This is a genomic window from Streptomyces californicus, from assembly GCF_000717645.1.
In the GTDB taxonomy this organism is placed as follows: domain Bacteria; phylum Actinomycetota; class Actinomycetes; order Streptomycetales; family Streptomycetaceae; genus Streptomyces; species Streptomyces californicus.
Genome location: NZ_JNZZ01000016.1, coordinates 230,596 through 250,110 on the forward strand (window position 1 = coordinate 230,596; position 19,515 = coordinate 250,110).

General features: G+C 73.4%; 8 protein-coding genes. 1 reads left to right on the forward strand and 7 read right to left on the reverse strand.

Annotated features, from left to right (window positions below; translation table 11 throughout):
• Positions 1 to 4 precede the first annotated feature (4 nt).
• The 7 genes from IF19_RS0121430 to IF19_RS0121460 form a co-directional block, all read right to left on the reverse strand.
• Positions 5 to 10,945: a non-ribosomal peptide synthetase gene (locus IF19_RS0121430; protein WP_030276736.1), complete on the reverse strand. Its 10,941-nt coding sequence runs from the start codon at positions 10,943 to 10,945 to the stop codon at positions 5 to 7.
• A gap of 66 nt (positions 10,946 to 11,011) precedes the next feature.
• Positions 11,012 to 12,802 carry an ABC transporter ATP-binding protein gene (locus tag IF19_RS0121435; RefSeq protein WP_030190020.1) on the reverse strand — a complete coding sequence of 597 codons (1,791 nt, stop codon included), beginning with the start codon at positions 12,800 to 12,802 and terminating at the stop codon, positions 11,012 to 11,014.
• 51 nt (positions 12,803 to 12,853) lie between these two features.
• Complete coding sequence (locus IF19_RS0121440; RefSeq protein WP_030116845.1) at positions 12,854 to 13,906, reverse strand: iron-siderophore ABC transporter substrate-binding protein; 1,053 nt, start codon at positions 13,904 to 13,906, stop codon at positions 12,854 to 12,856.
• A 179-nt stretch (positions 13,907 to 14,085) separates the two neighbouring features.
• Complete coding sequence (locus IF19_RS0121445; protein ID WP_030116844.1) at positions 14,086 to 14,925, reverse strand: ABC transporter ATP-binding protein; 840 nt, start codon at positions 14,923 to 14,925, stop codon at positions 14,086 to 14,088.
• Between the two features lie 37 nt (positions 14,926 to 14,962).
• Positions 14,963 to 15,997 carry a FecCD family ABC transporter permease gene (locus IF19_RS0121450; protein ID WP_373564057.1) on the reverse strand — a complete coding sequence of 345 codons (1,035 nt, stop codon included), beginning with the start codon at positions 15,995 to 15,997 and terminating at the stop codon, positions 14,963 to 14,965.
• A 68-nt stretch (positions 15,998 to 16,065) separates the two neighbouring features.
• Positions 16,066 to 17,127 (reverse strand): FecCD family ABC transporter permease, encoded by a 1,062-nt coding sequence (locus tag IF19_RS0121455; RefSeq protein WP_030116842.1) that lies wholly within the window; start codon positions 17,125 to 17,127, stop codon positions 16,066 to 16,068.
• Between the two features lie 89 nt (positions 17,128 to 17,216).
• Positions 17,217 to 18,581 (reverse strand): lysine N(6)-hydroxylase/L-ornithine N(5)-oxygenase family protein, encoded by a 1,365-nt coding sequence (locus IF19_RS0121460; protein WP_030116841.1) that lies wholly within the window; start codon positions 18,579 to 18,581, stop codon positions 17,217 to 17,219.
• 412 nt (positions 18,582 to 18,993) lie between these two features.
• Here IF19_RS0121460 and IF19_RS0121465 point away from each other — a divergent pair, with 412 nt between their 5' ends.
• A complete protein-coding gene (locus tag IF19_RS0121465; protein WP_030190012.1) occupies positions 18,994 to 19,506 on the forward strand; it encodes a nitroreductase family deazaflavin-dependent oxidoreductase in 513 nt (170 codons plus the stop codon).
• Positions 19,507 to 19,515 lie beyond the last annotated feature (9 nt).

Genomic DNA, 19,515 nt, shown 5'->3' on the forward strand with positions numbered 1-19,515 from the left:
CACTTCAGCAGTTCTCATCGAGGTGGCGGGCCAGTGCTTCCGGGGTTCGCAGGGTGAACAGGTCACGGACGGTGACGACAGGACCGTACTCGCGGCGGAGCAGTCCGATCAGCCGCACCGCCAGCATGGAGTGCCCGCCGAGCGACACGAAGTCGCTGACCGCGCTGACCTCGTCGTCGTCCAGGTCGAGCGCCTCGGCGAAGAACTCGCAGACGACGCTCTCCGTCTCGGTCTCCGGGCCCCGCTCCCCCGCGGTCGTCAGCGCGCCGAGCGGCCTGGCCTCCGGCAGCGCCTTGGTGTCGGCCTTCCCGTTGACGGTGAGCGGGATGCTGTCGACCCGGGCGTAGTGGGTGGGCCGCAGGAAGTCCGGCAGCCCCGCCCCGGCCTCGGCCGCGACCTGTGCGAGGTCGGCCGGGTCCGCGAGGACGAGGTAGGCGGCCAGGCGGTGGGCGCCGTCGACGCCCGGGTCGGGCTGGGCGATCGCGGCGGCGTGGCGGACCGCCGGGTGTGCGGCGAACACGGCCTCGACCTCGCCGAGTTCGACCCGGTGGCCGCGGATCTTGACCTGCTGGTCGGTACGGCCGAGGTAGGCGATGTTCCCGTCGGGGCGGCGGGTCACCAGGTCGCCGGTGCGATACATGCGCTCCCCGGGCGCGCCGAAGGGGCAGGCGACGAAGCGGTGGGCGGTCTGGGCGCTGCGGCCGAGGTAGCCGCGGGCGATGCCGACGCCGGACACGTACAGCTCGCCGGGGACGCCGTCGGGCAGCGGCCGCAGCCAGGGGTCCAGGACGTACACCTCGGTGTTGTCGATGGCGACGCCGACGACCGGGTCCTGGCACTCGAAGGTGCCGACGCCCAGGGTGTTGATGGTGTATTCGGTGGGCCCGTAGAGGTTGTAGCCGACGGTCCCCTCCGTCGCCGCGAGCCGCTGCCACAGCGTCGGGGTGACGGCCTCACCGCCGAGCAGGACGAGCGCGGGACGCCTCTCCGGGTCGTCCAGGAGCCCCTCGGCGACCAACTGCTGGGCGTAGGTGGGCGTCACATTGACCACGTCGATGCCGTGCCGGAGGCAGTAGTCGACGAGCCGGGGCGCGTCCCGGCGCAACTCCTCGTCGCAGATGTGCACTTCATGGCCGTCGGCGAGCCACAGCAGCTCCTCCCACGACATGTCGAACGCGAACGACACGGTGTGCGCGATGCGGAAGGTCCGGTGCCCGTGCTCGGCGAGGACGGGCTCGAAGACGCGTCGCTGATGGTTGATCAGCATGTTGGTGAGACCGGCGTACTCGGTCACCACGCCCTTGGGCTTCCCGGTGGAGCCGGAGGTGTAGATGGTGTACGCGGGGTGGCGCAGCCGGTCGGGGTCGTCCGGCGCGAACGTGGTGTACGGCTCCACCGGCGGCAACGGCCGGTCCAGCTCGATGAGTTCGCCGCTCAGCCGGGGGGCGACGGCGCTGACGGTGAGGATCGCCTCGGGGCGGGCGTCCGCCGTGATCGAGGCGATCCGCTCGTCGGGGTGGTCCAGCTCCAGCGGCACGTAGGCGGCTCCGACGCGCAGGACCGCGAACAGGGCGGCGATCCAGTCGGCGGAGCGCGGGATCGCGAGGCCCACCGTGCTCTCCGGGCCGATGCCGCGCGCGGCGAGGACGCCGGCCACGGACCTGCTGCGGTCGCGGAGTTCGCCGAAGGTCATGGTCGTGCCGGCGGCGACGAGGGCGGTCCGGCCGGGGTGCCGGTCGGCCGCGAGGTCGAACCGGTCGACGACGGTGTCGGTGCCGATCGGGGTGCGCGCGGCGGGCGCGGGGTCCGGGCCCAGTCCGGGCAGTGCGCCCAGCGGGCCGGTGGCCGTCGCCAGGTCGGACAGGACGCGCACGTAGTCGTCCAGGAGGCGGCGGGCGTGGGCGGCGTCGCCGTGGCGGTGCTCCAGCTTGACGGTGAGCCGGTCGCCGGGCGTGACGACCCAGGTGTACGGGTAGTGCGTCGAGTCGTCCGCCAGGACGGAGGTGATGCCGTGGCGGGCGTTCATCTCGGCGAAGGCGTCCAGGTCCAGGAAGTTCTGGAGCACGAACAGGTTGTCGAACAGGGTGTCGTGGCCGCCCGCGCGCTGGATCTCGCCGAGCCCGAGGTGTTCGTGCTCCATGGCGGCCACCCGGGCTGCCTGCACGGACGACAGGTAGGCGTCGACGGTGTCGTCGGGCCGGGCCCGGGTCCACAACGGGACCGTGTTGAGCAGGACGCCGACGATGTCGCCGTGCCCGTCGCCCTCGCGCCCGGAGACGGTGACGCCGAAGACGGCGTCGCCGCGCCCCGTACGGGCTCCGAGGAGCAGGCCGAAGGCGCCGGTCAGCACCGAGTTCAGGGTGACGCCCCGGGTCCGGGCCGTCTCGCGCAGCAGGTGGGACAGCTCGGCCGGGAGGGTGTGCGTGAGCGGTCGCGGCAGCTCGTCGCCGAGGGCGGGTGCGGGTCCGGCGAGCAGCGTCGGCCCCGGCAGCCCCGCCAGGTGCTCGGCCCAGAACCGCGTCGAGACCGCCGGGTCCTTGGCGGCGAGCGTCCGGGCGTACTCCTCGAAGCCGGGTACGGCCGGTGAGGCGTCCCACGCCCGGCCCGCCGCGACCGCCTCGTAGGCGTCGAACAGGTCGCGCAGCAGGATCTCGCGGGACCAGCCGTCCCAGAGCAGCAGGTGGTAGCTGAGCAGCAGCCGGTCGCCGCCTTCGAGGCCGCGCACCACGGTCATCCGGACCAGCGGGGGCTCCCCCGGGTCGAAGCCGCGCTCGCGGTCCTCGGTGCGCAGGGCCTCCGCCTCGGCCTGTGTGCTCAGGTGGACGATGCGGACGGCGACACGGCGGCCGGCCTTGAGGAGCTGGACCGGGTCGCCGTCGTCGTCGGTGGTGAAGCCCGCGCCTACGACGGGGTGGCGGGAGATCACCCGGGCCATCGCCTCGGACAGCGCGTCGGTGTCCAGGGTCCGGTCGAAGGTGAAGAAGCTCTGGGCGACGTAGTGCCCTGCGGTGGCCGCCAGTTGGGACTGGAAGTACAGGCCGCGCTGGAGCGGGGTGACCGGTGCGGTGCGCTCGGCGGTCGCGGACGCGTCCGCGATCTGCTCCAGGGCGGTGAGCCAGTGGCCGGTGATGGCGTCGGGGACGCCGTCGGCGAGGGTGAAGGCGGCGTGGAGGCGGCCGGTGGCCTCGTCGGTCCAGGCGTTGACCTCGACGGCGTACGGGCTGGTCGCCGGGGTGTGGCCGGTGATCCGCAGGGCCTCGGACTCGTTGCCCCGGCCGAGGTAGTTGAACAGGACCTGGGGCCGGGCGGTGAGCAGCGGGGCCGTCTGCGGGTTGAGGTAGCGCAGCCGTCCGTAGGCGGTGTGACCGTCCTCGTCGGGACGGCGTGCGGCCGTCTCGCGCGCGGCGGCGACGGGGTCGGTGTGCGCGGTGAGGCGTACGGGGGCGATGGAGGTGAACCAGCCGACGGTCCGGGAGTAGTCGTGGCGCTCGGCCGCCGGGACCCGGCCGTGGCGCTCCAGCTCGACGGCGAGGTCGGTGGGCGTGGTCTGGACGCGGGTCAGAGCGGCGCGCAGGGCTCCGCACAGCAGCTCGGTGAGGCCGATGCCCAGCGCCCCGGGTGCGGTCCGGGTCACCAGGTCGCTCGTCTCCGGCGGCAGGACGACGGTGGCCTCCCGGTGGCCCGCGACTGCGGGCAGGAGGTCGGGGGCCCGGAGCTCGGTGATCCAGTGGCCGATGTCGTCGGAGCCCTCGGCGGCCCGTACGGCGAGCGCTTCGGCGTGGGCGGCGTAGGAGGTGGTGGGCGGCGGGAGCGGGGCGCCGCCCAGGGCGGTGGCCAGGTCGTCGAGGAGGATGAGCCAGGACACCGCGTCCACGGCGAGGTGGTGGACGGTGACGACCAGGGTGCGACTCGCCGTGAGCCAGGAGAACGCGACGACCTCGCCGGCCTCGGGGTCGAGGCGGCGGGCCGCCTCAGCAGCGGCAGCCGTCGCGTCGGCCGTGTGCTCCGGCACGGCGACCTCGGCGGCGCGGGGCGGTTCGGTGCGCAGGGACCAGACGCCGTGCTCGACGGTGAGGCGCAGCCGCAGGGCCGGGTGGGCGGCCACGACGGCGTCGGCCGCGCGCCGGATGTCGGCGAGGCCGACGCCTTCGGCGACCGGGACCGCCCTGGCCTGGGCGAAGCCGGCGAGGGGTGCGCCCAGTTCGCGCTGGCGCAGGATGATCGGGGTGGGCGGCAGCGGGCCGTCCTCGCGGCGGCCGGGCCGCGCGGACGCGGGCTGTACGGCGTCCGCGGCCAGGTGGGCGGCGAGCGCGCGGGGCGTCCGGTGGAGGAACACGTCGCGGGGCGCGATCGGCAGGCCGAGCGCGCGTGCGCGGTTGATCACAGTGATGGCGACGATGCTGTCGCCGCCCGCGCCGAAGAAGTCCGTGTCGGCGTCGACGCTCGCGCGGGGCAGCGCTTCGGCGAAGACTCCGGTCAGGGCGGTGACCGCGGAGTCGGCGGCGGCGCCCGGCACGATCGGCCGGGGCGGTGCCTCCTGCCGGGCCGCGCGGGCGGCCCGTTCGGTGAGGGCCTTGCGGTCGAGCTTGCCGTTCACGGTCAGCGGCAGCGCGTCGGCGGGCAGTACCAAGGCCGGCACCATGTGGGCGGGCAGCCGGGCGGCGAGCCGCTCGGTGAGGTCGGCGGGCGGTTCGCCGACGACGTGGAGGACGAGGTGGTCGCCGCTGCCGGCCACGGTGACGGCCGCGTCGACGACGCCGTCGACCTCCCGCACCGCGTTCTCCACCTCGCCCGGTTCGATCCGGAACCCGTTGAGCTGCACCTGGTCGTCGGCCCGGCCGACGAACTCCAGCTCGCCGTCCACCGTCCGGCGGGCCAGGTCGCCGGTGTGGTACATGCGGGATCCGTCGGCGGCGAACGGGTCGGCGACGAAGCGTCCGGCGGTGAGTCCGGGGCGGCCCAGGTAGCCGAGGGCCAGCTGGCCGCCCGCCACGTGGACGGCGCCGACCCGGCCCGGCGGCACCGGCCGCAGCCGGTCGTCGAGCACATGGACGCTCAGACCGGGGATCGGCCCGCCGATGGGGCTGGCGTCGCCGCCCCGGGCGAAGTCCTCGTCCGTCAGGACCCGGTGGGTGACGTGGACGGTGGTCTCGGTGATGCCGTACATGTTGACCAGCTCGGGTGCGGTCGTCCCGTGCCGTTCCACCCAGCCGCGCAGCCGCACGGGGTCGAGCGCCTCGCCGCCGAAGACGATGCGGCGCAGCGTCGTGACGGGCCGCTCGGCGTGCAGGTCGGCCTCCATGAACCGGTGGAAGGCGGACGGGGTCTGGTTGAGGACGGTCACCCCGCGCTCCCGGACCAGCCGGTGGAAGTCGACCGGTGAGCGGGTCAACCCGTAGCCCGGCACGAGCAGTTCGCCGCCGTGCGCGAGCGCGCCCCACAGCTCCCACACAGCGAAGTCGAAGGAGAAGGAGTGGAACTGGACCCAGACGTCGTCCGGGCCGAACTCCATGTCCGCGCGGGTGTTGGCGAGCAGCGTCGTCACGGCGGAGTGCGGGACGAGGACGCCCTTGGGCCGGCCGGTGGAGCCGGAGGTGTAGATGACGTACGCGGGATCCCCCGGGCGTACGGCGGGGACGTCCGTGGCCGGCCTCCCGCCCTCCGGCCCTTCGGCGAGCGGCGGTTCGTCGCCCTGGACAAGGATCCGCGCCGTCACGCCGGCGCGGTCCAGGAGCCGGGCGAAGCGGTCCCGGTGCTCCCGGTCCACGAGGACGACCTGCGGGGCGGCGTCGGCGAGGACGTACTCCAGCCGTTCGTCCGGATAGGCGAGGTCCAGGGGTACGTACGCGCCCCCGGCGGTGACGGCGGCGACCAGGGCGACGACCTGTTCCACGGAGCGCGGGACGGCGACGGCGACCCGCCGCCCGGGGCGGACCCCGGCCGCGCGCAGCGCTCTGGCCAACGCGGTCTTGGCCCCGGCCAGTTCGCCGTAGGTGAGGGAGCGGGCCGCACCGTCCGGTCCGCACTGGGTGACGGCGGTGGCGGCGGGGTCCCGGCGCGCCGCGGCGTCGAACAGCTCGCCGAGGGTGGTCGGCCGGTCCGCGGCGGGGGCCCTGCCGGGTGCCCGGACCAGCGCGCCGACCCGGTCGTCCGGGCGGCCGAGCAGGTCGGCGAGGGCCCGGGTGAAGGAGTGCAGGATCACCTCGGCGCGTTCGTGGCGCAGGAGTTCGGCATCGTAGATCAGGTTGAAGCGTGAGCGGCCCTCCGGCGCGCGTTCGACGACCAGGGTCAACGGGTAGTGCGGAGCGCCCTCGTTGACGAGGTCGGTGATGACGAGGGTGTCGTCGGGCCCGCGCAGCGCGGACACGTCGGCCGCGATGTCGAAGACGACCAGGGTGTCGAACAGGGCGCCCGCCCCGCTCAGCCGGCCGATCCGCGCCAGGGAGACGTGCTGGTGGGCCCGGACCGCGCCCTGGTGGAGCCGCACGGCGTCGAGGAGGTCCGCCGCCGTGTCGGTGGCGGACCACCGGACGCGTACCGGGACGGTGTTGATGAAGAGACCCACCATGTCGCGGATGCCGGGGACTTCGGCGTCCCGTCCGGAGACGGTGGAGCCGAGGACGACGTCGCTGCTGCCCAGGACGGCGCCCAGGGTCACCGCCCACGCGCTGTGCACGGCGACGCTCAGGGAGGTCCCGGCCGCGCGTGCGGCCGCCTCGACGTCGTCGGTGAAGTCGGCCGCGACGTCCGCGAACCGTCCGGAGGGCGTGTGGCCCTCGGCCACCAGGGAGGGGCCGGGCAGGCCGGCCAGCTCCTCGCCCCAGACCCGGTCGCTCTCGTCCTGGTCGCGTCCGGCGAGCCAGGCCACGTAGTCGCGGTAGCCGCCGAGCGGGTGGGCGGATCCCGGCGCGTGGTACTCGGCCAGCAGGGTACGGAGCATCGGCTCCACCGACCAGCCGTCCGCGATAATGTGGTGCACGGTCTGCACCAGGGTCGCGCGGCCGTCGCCCGTGCGGACGAGCGTGAAGCGCATCAGCGGCCCGGCGGCGAGGTCGAAGCCCGCCCTGCGGTCCTGTTCGGCGAGGTCGCGGAGGTCTTCACCGGTGATGCCGGGCCGGTCCAGGACGGTGAAGCGCGGGCGCCGGCCGCTCTCGACGACGGAGACGACCCGGCCGTCGTCGAGGGCGGTGAAGCGGGCGGCGAGGGCGGGGTGGAGCGCGAGGAGCCGGTTGGCGGCGGCCTCCAGCCGTTCCGCGTCCACCTCGCCCTCCAGGCCGATCAGTTGCTGCTCGACGTAGGCGCCGGTGGCCTCGTCGTCGAAGACGGAGTGGAAGTAGAGGCCCTCCTGGAGCGGGGTGAGCGGCAGGATGTCGAGGAGCGCCGGGCCGTCGAGGGCGTCCACGTCCGCCTGGACCACCTCGACCAGCGGGAAGTCGCTGGGTGTGTGGCCGCCTCCGTCGAGGGCGGCCAGGGCGGTGAGGGTGGTGCGGAAGTGGTCGCAGAGGACGGTGATGTCGTCCTCGGTGAACACGCCGTCGGGCCAGGAGACGGTGGTGACCAGTTCGTGGGAGCCGTTCGCGCCGGGATCGGCGACCGCGTTGAACTCCAGGGGGCGCGGCAGCCTCATGCGCGGATCGCGCCTCTCGCCCAACTGTCCGACCGATGAGGCGTGTTGCCAGTCACCGGTGGCTGCGGCGGCGAACCGGCCGAGGTAGTTGAAGAGCACCTGCGGTGCGGGGCCGGCCGGCAGGCCGCCGCCTAGGTGGCGCAGGGCGCCGTAGGAGAGGCCGTTGGCCGGGACCCGGGCAAGGTCCTCCTTGACGGCCTTGAGCGCGGCGGCGAGGTAGCCGGGGCCGGTGAGGTCCGGGGCGCCGCCGGGGTCCACGGTGACCGGGAAGAGGGTGGTGAACCAGCCGACGGTGCGCGAGAGGTCGGGTTCGAACCCGGCCGCGTCGGCGACGAAGCGCCCTTCCCTTCCGTGGCCTTCCAGCTCGATGTGGGCGAACGTCTGGTCCTGTCCCCGGTCGCGGCGCCACCGGGCGAGGGCGACGGCGAGGGCGGTCAGCAGGACGTCGTTGACGCCCGCGTGGAACTTCGCCGGGATCTCGCCGAGCAGGGCGGCCGTGGTCTCCGGTCCGACCGTGACGGTCCGGGTCCGCTCCCGTTCCACGGTGTCGGCCTCGGTGAGCGCGCGCCGGCCGAGCGGCTCGTCGGCGGCGGGCAGGGGCGCTGTCCAGTACGCGCGGTCCGCGTCGAACGGGGTGCGGGCGAGGAGCTGTGTCCAGCGGCGGAACGAGGTGCCCGCCGGGGGCGGTTCGACGCTCTCCCCCGCGCTGTACCGGTGCCAGGCGGTGGCCAGGTCGTCCATCAGGACGCGCCAGGACACGCCGTCGATCACCAGGTGGTGGGCGACCAGGACGAGGCGGCGCGCGGCCCGGCCCCAGACGGCGCGCAGCATGACGCCGTTGTCGGGGTCGAGCGTCTCGGTGGCGCGGGCGACGCACTGGGCGAGGGGGGCGTCGCTCTCCTCCCAGCAGCGCGGCGCCGTCGCGGCCCCGGGGATGTCGAAGCTCCAGTGTTCGCCGCGTACGAGCTTGGCGCGGAGCATGTCGTGGCGGGTGAGCACGGAGTCGAGGAGGGCGTCGAGCGCCTCGGCGGTCAGCTCGGCCGGGGTGGTGAGGACGACCGACTGGACGAATCCGTCGATGGCGTCGGTCGTCCCGCCGAGCCACCGCACGATGGGGGACCCCTCGACGTCGCCGGTGGGGACGTCCTCGTGGTCCACGGCGGCGGATTCCCGGCTCGCCACGGCCGCGAGCGCCCCGACGACGGTGTGGGTGAAGATCTGGCGGGCCGTGACGTGCAGGCCGGCGTCGCGCAGGGCGCCGAGCAGGGAGATCGCGAGGATGCTGTCGCCGCCGAGGCGGAAGAAGTCCTGGTCCGCGCCGACGGCGTCGAGCCGCAGCACCGAGGCGACGGCCTCGCAGACCAGGCGCTCGTTCTCCGTGGCGGGCGCGACGACGGCCCCCGCGCCGACGGAGGGTTCCGGCAGCGCGTTCCGGTCGACCTTGCCGTTGGCGGTGAGCGGGAACTCCGTCAGGACGACGACGTGCGCGGGCACCATGTACTCCACGAGGTGGTCGGCGGCCCAGGCCGTCACCTCGTCCGCGCTCAGGTCCCGGTGGTCGCCCGAGGGGATGACGTAGCCGACCAGATTGGTGCCGCCCGCGGCGTTCTTCTTCGCGACGACGCAGGTGCGCCGGACGCCGGGGTGCTCGGCGAGGCCGGCCTCGACGTCCTCGATCTCCAGCCGCATCCCCCGGATCTTGACCTGGTTGTCGGCGCGGCCGAGGAAGTCCAGCGATCCGTCCGGGGCGTACCGCGCCAGGTCGCCGGTGCGGTAGAGCCGGGACCCGTCCGAGGCGAAGGGGTTGGCGACGAAGCGGGAGGCGGTCAGGCCGGGCGCGTTCGCGTAGCCGCGCCCCAACAGGAGCCCGCCGACGTACAGTTCGCCGCCGACGCCGACCGGGACCGGGCGCAGTTCGTCGTCGAGGACGTGGAGCTGGGTGTTGGGGTTGGCCCTGCCGATCGACGTCGTCAGGCGTTCGGCGGCGCCCCGGTAGATGACGTGGGAGACGCCGATGGTCGTCTCGGCGGGGCCGTAGCCGTGGTAGAGCGGGATGCCGAGGCGGTCGCGGAAGCGCTCGTACAGCTCCGGGGTCAGGACCTCGCCCCCGCACCAGACGTGCCGCAGGCTGTCCAGGCGGCCGGTGTCGCCCACGATCTCCAGGAGGACGTCCAGCATGGAGGAGACCAGGTAGGTGAAGGTGACGCGGTGCTCCGCGATGACGGCGAGCAGGTGGTGCGGGTCGCGTTCGCCGCCGGGGCGCAGGACCACGAGCCGCCCGCCGCTGACCAGGGGCAGGAGGATCTCGTTGACGGAGATGTCGAAGGAGAGCGGGGCCTTGAAGAGGGAGGCGTCGTCGGGGCCGAAGCCGAGGATCTCGCGGGACTGCCAGAGCAGTCGCTCGCTGATCGCCTCGTGCCGGATCATGGCCCCCTTGGGCCGGCCGGTGGAGCCGGAGGTGAAGATCACGTAGGCCAGGGCGTCGCCGGAGGGGGTCGCCTCGGGGGCGTCGGCCGGGTGGGCGCCGTACTTCCAGTCGCCGAGGTCGACGGCGACGGCGTCCGGTTCCCCGCGGTCCGCCTTGCCGGTGGCGTTGAGCTGGAGCGCGATCCGGGCGTCCTCGGCGACGGAGGCCCGGCGGGCGGCGGGCCACTGGGGGTCGAGGGGGACGAACGCGCCGCCGGCCTGGAGCACGGCGAGGAGGCCGACGACCATCTCGGCGGACCGGCCGAGCGAGATGCCGACGACCTGTTCGGGGGCGAGGCCGCGTTCGACGAGGTGGTGGGCCAACTGGGCGGAGCTCTCGGCGGTTTCGCGGTACGTCAGGGAGCGGCGCCCGTCGACGACGGCGATGGCGTCCGGCCGCAGGCGCGCCTGTTCCCGGAAGAGCTCCATGACGGTCGGGCGGGCGCGGTCGGCCCGGGTGTCGTTCCAGCGGGCCAGTTCGGCGGCCCTCTCCCGGGGGCCGGACGGGCCGATGGTGCCGAGGGGCCGGTGCGGGAAGTCGGCCAGGTCGTCCAGGGCCCGTTGCGCCGCGGCGGGGTCGATGCCGGGTGGCACGGTGATGCCGAGGGTCGGTTCGTCGATCCGCCATGCCCCGGCGGTCGCGGCGCCTTCGCTGATCCGGTCGAGGAGTTCCGGGAAGGGGGTGGCGGGGGTGAGGCCGAGGTCCTCCCGGCCCGTGCCGCTCGCCCAGTACGCGAGCCCGGCGGCGCACGCCTGGACCAGGGTCCGGTCGCCGTGGTCTCCGGTGCGCCGCCTCAGTGCGGCCAGCCGGGTGGGGGACAGCTGTATGCCAGAAGGACTCGGTTCCGCCATCGACGTCTCAGCATCCTTTCGCGGTATGCACGGTGCCCGAGCCTCCTGGGCGGGGCGTCGTCGCCTCTAACTTCCCTCGCGCCACGCACGCCACAGCCGGGCATACTGCCCGCCCAGCGCGACCAGTTCGCTGTGTGTCCCCTCCTCCACCACGCGGCCCTCGTCCAGTACGGCGATGCGGTCGGCGGCCATCGCCTGGGTCAGGCGGTGCGCCACGAACAGCGTGGTCCGGCCGTCGCAGGCGGCCAGCACGGCGCGTTCCAGTTCGGCCGCGCCCTCGCTGCCCGCCTCGGCCGTCGACTCGTCGAGGACGACCACGGGCGTCCGGCCGAGCACCAGGCGGGCCAGGGCGAGCTGGGCGACCTTGGTGACGTCGAGGCGTTCGCCGCCCTCGCCGACCGGGGTGTCCAGGCCGTCGGGGAGCTGCTCGGCCCACTCCCCCGCGCCGACCGTGCGCAGCGCCTCCCACAGCTCGTCGTCGCTCGCGAGCGGGGCGGCGAGCCGCAGGTCGTCGGCGAGCGGACCGGAGAACACGTGGGTCTCCTGGGTCAGGATGCTGACCAGGGCGCGCGCCCCGGCCTCGTCCGTCCCGGCGAGGTCGTGCGACCCGATCCGCACCGACCCGGCCTGTGGTCTGCCGATGCCCGCGATGAGGGCGGCCAGGGTGGACTTTCCCGCACCCGTCGCGCCGACCAGGGCGAGCGAGCCCCCGGCCTCGATGGCCAGGGAGACCTCGCGCAGCACCGGTTCCTCGGCCCCGGGGTAGGTGAAGGTGAGGTCCCGTACGGTGACGGGGTACGGCTCGGCGGCCGGGGCCGCGACGGAGCCGTCGCCCACCAGCCGCTCCTCGGAGGGTTCCGAGAAGACGCCGACGAGGCGGGTGAGGCTCGCGCCGGACTTCTGCGCCTCGTCGAAGGTGAACATGATGGCGCCCAGCGGGGTGAACAGCCGGTGGAACATCAGTGGGGCGGCCGACACCTCGCCGAGGGTGGCGGCGTCGGCCTCCAGCAGGGCGTATCCGACGACGAGGATCAGGACGAGGCCGATGAACTCGGCCCGGTTCTCCCGGCCGACGAAGCGGCCGAAGAAGCGGAAGACCTCGACGCCGAGGTCGCGCACCCGCCAGGACTCGGCGGTGACCTTCTCGCGGACCGCCTCCTCCAGGCGGTAGGCCCGGACCGTGTCGATGCCGTTGAGCCCGCTGATCAGCGCCTGGGAGCGGTCGGCCTGGGCGACGCGCTGCCGCCGGTACAGGGGCGCGGAGCGGGGCAGGTACCAGCGCAGCGCGAGCGCGTACGCGGGCAGGGCGCCGGCGCCGGCCAGGCCGAGCCGCCAGTCGAGGCCGAACATGCCGACGGTCGCGATGACGACCAGGACGCCCGCCGAGAACACGGTGGGGATGGCCGATCTGATGCCCTTGGAGATGACGGCAACGTCGTCGCCGACGCGGGAGAGCACGTCGCCGCGGCCGACCTCCTCGACGCGGGCGCTGGGCATGCCGAGCACGGCGCGCACGGCTTCCTCCCGGAGCCGGGCGAGGAGTTCGGCGCCGAGCTTGCCGATGAGGAAGGTGGAGGCGGCGGTGGCCGCCGCGCCGAGCAGCGCGGCGGCCACCATCAGTACGCCGACGGTGAGCAGTATCGAGCGCGGTTCGCCCCCGGCCACTCCGTCGACGACCCGGCTGAGCAGCAGCACGGGGAGCACCTGGAGCGCGGCCCCGGCGACCGTGGTCAGGACGGTGGAGGCCGACAGCCACGGGGCCCGGCGGCAGTGCGCGGCCACCCACCGGGCGGCCTCGCCGCCGGTGGCCGTGCGCAGGGCCGCCGGTGCGGCGGGGCTGGTGTCGGTGACAGTCACGCGAAGACCGCTTCTCCTCGGGGGCCTGGCCGGGCCGTCGGGCGGCTGTCCTTACTTGGCGGATTCGACGAGTTCGTCGATCGCGTACGGCAGGGAGAGCAGGGTCCCCTGGGACATGGCGGCGCCGATCGCGGGGCCCTCGCTGTCCAGGAGGTAGGAGACCTTGTCGTTCTTGACGGCCGGGAGGTTGTTGAACAGTTCGGACTTCTTGAGCGCGTCCGTGTCGGCCTTGTCGTTGATGACGAAGATGCGGTCGACGTCGATCAGGTCGATGCGCTCGGGCGAGAGCTCGGTGGAAAAGTCGCCGCCGGCGACCTTGTCGATCTCGTTCTGGTAGGTGAAGCCGGTGCCCGTGATGAGGCGTCCGCGGACGTCGGTGGAGGTGAACGCGGAGATCGCGTCCTTGTACCAGGACGCCGCGACGGCCTTCTGCCCGCCGAAGCCGGGGTTGGCCTTCTTGGCGGCGTCGAGCCTGGTCTGGATGCCCTTGACCAGGTCGGCGCCCTCCTTCTCCTTGCCGAGCGCCTTGGCGATGTGCACGGCGTTGTCCTGCCACGGGGCGCTGAAGAGTTCCTTCTCGCCCTTGGTGCGGCCGACGGTGGGGGCGATCCTGGAGAGCTTCTCGTAGGCGGCCTTGTCGACCTCGGAGTAGACCGCGATGATCAGGTCGGGGCGCAGGGAGGCGATCTTCTCGAAGTTGGGGCCGGCGTCGCCGTTCTTCATGACGACCTCGGGACGGGCGTCGCCCCACTGCTCCTTCACCCAGGGCCACTGGGTGTTGACGTCAGGAGTCTGCCCGGCGGGGTTGGGGTACTGGTCGACCATGCCGACCGGCTTGATGCCGAAGGCCAGGACGGCCTGGTCGTCGGTGTAGCCGACGGTGACGACCCGCTTCGGGGCCTGCTTGACCTCGGTCTTTCCGAAGGCGTGCTCCACCGTGACCGGGAACGCTCCGCCGCCGGCGGCCGGGGCGTCGTCGTTCTTCTTCTCGTCCGCCGGGTCGGTACCGCACCCCGCGAGAAGACCGACGCCGAGGGTCGCGGCGGACACGGCCGCGGCCAGCCGCTGCCACGGCTTCACAGACGTCGTTCGATGGAGAAGCATCTGTCGGAATCCCTTGCTCTAGCACTGCCCACTGCGCCTCTGTGTGAGGCAGCCAGACTCTACCCCGATCAACTGAGGGCAGCCTAGCCTTACTGAACAACTTTCCGCCGGTCAGAACCAGTTGGCGCCGGCGGGAGAGCCGCCCTCCCGCCCCCGCGAGAAGTCGCTCCGCCCACGCGCTACGCGTCCGGCCTGACGTGGGCGCGGCCTATCGGCACGATGAGCGGCCGGTCACCGACCGGGTCCTCGACCACCCGGGCCCGCAGCCCGAACGCCTCGTGCAGCAGCTCGGCGGTGATGACGTCGCGGGGGTGCCCCTGCGCCAGGACCGCGCCCGCCCGCATGACGACGAGGTGGTCGCTGTAGCGGGTCGCCAGGTTGAGGTCGTGCAGGACCATGACCACGGTGCGGCCCGACTCGTGCAGGTCGTCGACCAGGTCGAGCACGTCGATCGCGTGGGCCAGGTCCAGATAGGTGGTCGGCTCGTCGAGCAGCAGCAGGTCGGTGCCCTGGGCCAGCGTCATCGAGATCCACACGCGCTGGCGCTGACCGCCGGACAGGGAGTCCACGGGACGCTCGGCGAGATCCGCCACCCCGGTCATGGCCAGCGCGCGCCGCACCACGTCGGCGTCGTCCGACGACCACTGCCGCAGCCAGCTCTGGTGCGGATGGCGTCCGCGCGCGACGAGGTCGGCGACGGTCAGCCCGTCCGGGGCGACCGGCGCCTGCGGCAGCAGCCCGAGCTTCTTGGCCACGTCCCTGGTCCGGAGCCGGCCGATGTCCTCGCCGTCCAGGACGACGGTGCCGCCGGTCGGTCTGAGCAGCCGGCTCAGGGTGCGCAACAGGGTCGACTTCCCGCAGCCGTTGGGGCCGATGATCGTGGTGATCACGCCCGGCGGGATCGTCACGTCGAGTCCGTCGATGACCGTGCGGTCGCCGTACCCGACGGTGACGCCCCGGGCGGCCAGCCGCGCGACGTCCTTGACATCAGCGGTACCGGCGGTGAACTGAGCGGCCACGAGCCCCCCTTGTTGAGGTATGCCTTACTTCTACCATCTACCGGAGGTTCGCCCGCACCAGCAGGTGGACGAGGAACGGCCCGCCGATCACCGCGGTGACCACGCCGACCGGAAGTCCGAGCGGCAGCACCGTGCGGGCGAGAAGATCGGAGCCGATCAGCAGCAGCGCGCCCACCAGGCCGGAGGCGATCAACGGCGGCGTCGGCCACCGCCCCAGGCGCATCGCCACCTGCGGGGCCACCAGCGCGACGAACGGGACCGGCCCGGCCGCGCTCACCCCCACCGCGGCCAGCAGGACGGCACAGAGCAGCAGGACGCCCCGCACCCGCCCGAACCGTACGCCCAGCCCGGCCGCGACGTCGTCGCCGAGGTGCATCGGCTTGAACGGGAAGGCCACCAGGGCGACGGCGACCAGCAGGACGAGCGTGCCCCAGAAGGCCACCTCGACCTCGCCCCAGGACCGGTTGTCCAGCGAGCCGACCAGCCACACCTGGGCGCGTGCCACGTCGCGGATGTCGGCCGAGGTCAGCAGCCAGGTCGTGATCGCCTGCATCATCGCGGTGACCGAGATGCCGATCAGGATGAGGCGGAAGCCGTCGATCCCCCGCCGCCAGGCGAGGAAGTAGACCAGCAGCCCGGTGCCGAGCCCGCCCAGCAGGGCCGCCGCCGACAGCCCGACCGAGCCGGTGACCGCCGCGGCGGTCCCGCCCGTCGTGGTCACCAGGAACACCGCGACCGCGCCGGCCCCGGAGGTGATCCCCAGGATGTCGGGGCTGGCGAGGGGGTTGCGCGCCACGGACTGGGTGATGGCCCCGGACACACCCAGGGCGAGGCCGACGATCAGACCGGCCAGCGCCCGGGGCAGGCGGAGGTCCATGATCACGAACTCGTCGACCTGCTCCCCCTGCCCGAAGAGGGTGGCGACGACCCGGGTGAGGGCGATGGGGAAGTCGCCGACGCCGATCGAGAGGCAGAAGACCAGGAAGGCCGCCGCCGCGAGGACCAGGGTGACCAGCACGAGCCAGGGCCGCCAGACGAACGACACCGTTCCGAGCCGTACGCCGGGCGGCATCGACGCCTGCTCCGGCTCGGTGCCGCTCGCGGGTGGCGGGGCCTGCTCCCCGGGTACGTGGATCTGCTTCATGCCCCGCTCCTGAACCTTCCGCGCCACACCAGGAGCGCGAAGAAGGGCGCTCCCAGGAGGGCGACCACGACGCCCGATTCCAGCTCTCCCGGCCGCACCACCAGGCGGCCCGCGATGTCGCAGACCAGCAGGACCACCGCGCCGAGCAGACCGGCGTACGGCACCAGCCAGCGGTAGTCGGGCCCGGTGAGGTGGCGGGCCACGTGGGTCACCATGAGCCCGAGGAAGGCGATGGGACCGCAGGCCGCGGTGGCGGCGCCCGCCAGCAGGGTCACGGCGGCGATGCCGATCGTCCGGCTGACCGCGATGTTCACGCCCAGCGCCCGCGCCACGTCGTCGCCCAGGTTGAGCAGGTTGAGGGCGGGCAGGGTGATCAGCGCCAGGGCCAGACCGACGGCGACGAAGCCGGTCACCGGTCCGATCACGTGGAACCCGACGCCGGCCACCGAGCCCGCGTTCCAGAACCGCAGGGCGTTCAGCGACTCCTTGTCGGTGAGCGCGACCGCCGTGGTCATCGCCGCGAGGAACACCGTGACGCCCTGTCCGGCCAGCGCGAGCGTCAGCGGATTGCCCGCGCCCCTGCCGATACTGGCCAGGCCGAAGACCAGAGCACCGGCGAGACCCGCGCCGACGAAGGCGAACCAGACGTACTGGAACGGGTCGGTGAACCCGAACACGGCGATCACCGACACCACGGCGAAGGAGGCGCCGGCGTTCACGCCCAGCAGCCCCGTGTCGGCGACCGGATTGCGGGTGTACCCCTGGATCAGCGCGCCGCTGACGCCGAGCGCCAGTCCGGCCACGATCGCGAGGACCGTCCGGGGCACGCGCACGGTCTGCACGATGAGGCGGATCTCGGTGAGCTTCTGGTCGGGCTGGGGGTCCGCGAACAGCCCGTGCCAGACCTCGCCGGGGCTCAACGCGCGCGCCCCGACGGCCAGCGAGGCGCCCGCCGCGACCACCAGGACGAGCGCGAGGACGCCCAGCCCCGCCACCCGTCGCCCGCGCGTGTCCGTCGCGCCCCCGGGCGTGGGGGGCCGCACCTCAGTCGTCACCATGTCGAGGAACGATATCCCTTTGATCAGAACAATCATCCCGCCCGCCCGGCAGGCCACCGGGCGGGCGGGACGTGAGGCGTACGGGCCGGTCAGGACCCCGCCGCCACGCCGCGGTCGGCCGGCTCGGCCACCGGACCGGACTCGTCGGAGGTGGACTTGACCCGGCGGCCGAGGAGGGAGTCGAGGATCTCCCCGACCCGTACGGCGGTGTTGGAGAGCAGCGACGTGGTGATGCCGTGCGTGTGCTCCGTACCGCCCTGGAGATAGATGCCGCAGCGGAGCGCCGGGTCGGTCGCGACCCGGTAGTCGCGCTCGACGCGGACGCGGTCCGCCGCGTCGCGCAGGCAGTACCCGCCGGCCTCGCCGAGCACGCCGAGCGGATCGGCGGGGCTGTATCCGGTGGCGAACACCACGACGTCGGCGTCGAGTTCGGACTCCTCGCCGGTCACCAGGGACGTCACCGTGGCGCGGACGCCGTCGTCCCCCTCCGCCACGCGGGTGACCCGGGACACGTTGAGGAACCGCAGCCGTTCGGTGCCCAGGACCTTCTCCCGGTACATCTGGCGGTAGAGGTCGTCGATGAGGTCGATGTCCACCACGGAGTAGTTGGTGTTGGCGTGGTAGGCCATCAGGCTGCTCTTGACCGCCTCGGGGGCCGCGAAGTAGTCGTCGACGGCCTCCGGGTCGAAGATGCGGTTGGCGAAACCGCTGTCGTCGGCGGGGCTGTAGCCGTACCGGGAGAAGACGGCGCAGATCTCGGCGTCCGGGAAGCGGCGGTGCAGATAGGCGACGTTCTCGGCGGCGCTCTGGCCGGCGCCGACGACGACGAACCGCGAGGGCGCCGCGCCGTCGAGGGTGTCGACCTTGCGCAGCAGGTCGGAGTTGTGCCAGACGCGGGCGCCCCGCTCCACCCCCTCGGGCACGAGGGGGCGCAGCCCGGTTCCGATGACGAGGTTGCGGGCGCGGTGGACCGTGACCTCGTCGCCGCAGCGAACGGTCACGTCCAGGTGCTCGATCGCGCCGTCGTGGACGAACGGGGTGACGCCGACGACCTCGTGGCCGTAGGAGACCTGGTCGTCGACCTTCGCCGCGGCCCATTCGAGGTAGTCGTGGAACTCCACCCGCAGCGGAAAGAGGTTCTTGTGGTTGATGAAGTCGATCAGCCGGCCCTTGCTCTGCAGATAGCACAGGAAGCTGAACTCGCTGGCCGGGTTCCGGAGCGTCACCAGGTCCTTGAGGAAGGAGACCTGCATGGTGGCGTCGTCGATGAGCATGCCGCGGTGCCAGCCGAAGCCCGTCTGCTGCTCGAAGAAGTGGGCGGTGACCGAATCCTGCCTGCCGACTTTGCTGTTGTGCTCGCTGAGCGCGATCGCCATGGCCACATTGGACGGGCCGAAGCCTATGCCGATGAGGTCGTGGACCGGTGGTGTGTCGCCAGGAAGAACCTGAGACATGTCACTCCCATCGTCCGGGAAGTCCGCCTGTCAGGCGTGAGGGGAAGGCACGGAAGGCGGGCATGCCGACGAAGCGGCCCGCCCGAACTTAGGCGAGCCTAAGCTCACCAATCAGCCTTGTCGATAGGGCACATGGGGTGGTGTTCCGCTGGCTCGCAGTCAAGTGTGGCTGAAAAACGGTGCTTTGGTATCCGTGGTGCCGCAACGGCCGTCGGGGGCGGGAACAGGGCCGCGCCCCGCGTCCGCCCGCCCTCCGCGCTCCTCTCTCCCCGCCTCCCGCTCGCCCGCCCGCCCTCCGCCCCGGCCCTTCCGCCGCCCGTCCGATCCCGTGTGCAAACCTTGCGGTAGCGAAGAATCGACGGGGTAGCCGGTGTGGTGACCGGTCCCGTCCGCACCCCGAGGAGGTCTTGCGATGACGTCACACCAGCATGCCGGGGTCGACCGGCCGCCTCGATCCGGCGGCCGGCGGCGACGGCTCGCCCGTCTGCCGCCCGCCCTCTACCGCATGGGCCTCGGCCCGGTCTTCGGGCGGCGCCTGCTCCTTCTGCGCCACGCCGGCCGCGACAGCGGCCCGGACCGGCGGGTGGCCCTGGAGGTCGTCGCCCACGACCGCGGGGAGGGGACCTGGATCCTGGCGTCGTGCCACGGCCCGGAGGCCGCCTGGTACCGCGCCCTGCGGACCAGGCCGAAGACCACGATCCAGTTCGGCAACCGCCACTACGCGGTCACCGCCCACTTCCCGAGCGCGGAGGAGGGCGGCGAGATCCTGGCCCGCTGCGCCCCCGCCCGCCCGCGGGCCGCCAGGCGGTTGTGCGCCTCGGCGGGCGTCGACATCGCCGACGGCGGACCGGACCCCTACCGGCGGGCCGGCCGCCGCATCCCCTTCGTCCGCCTGGACGCCGCCCCGGGCCAGTGCGTGCGCTGACCGGCCGGC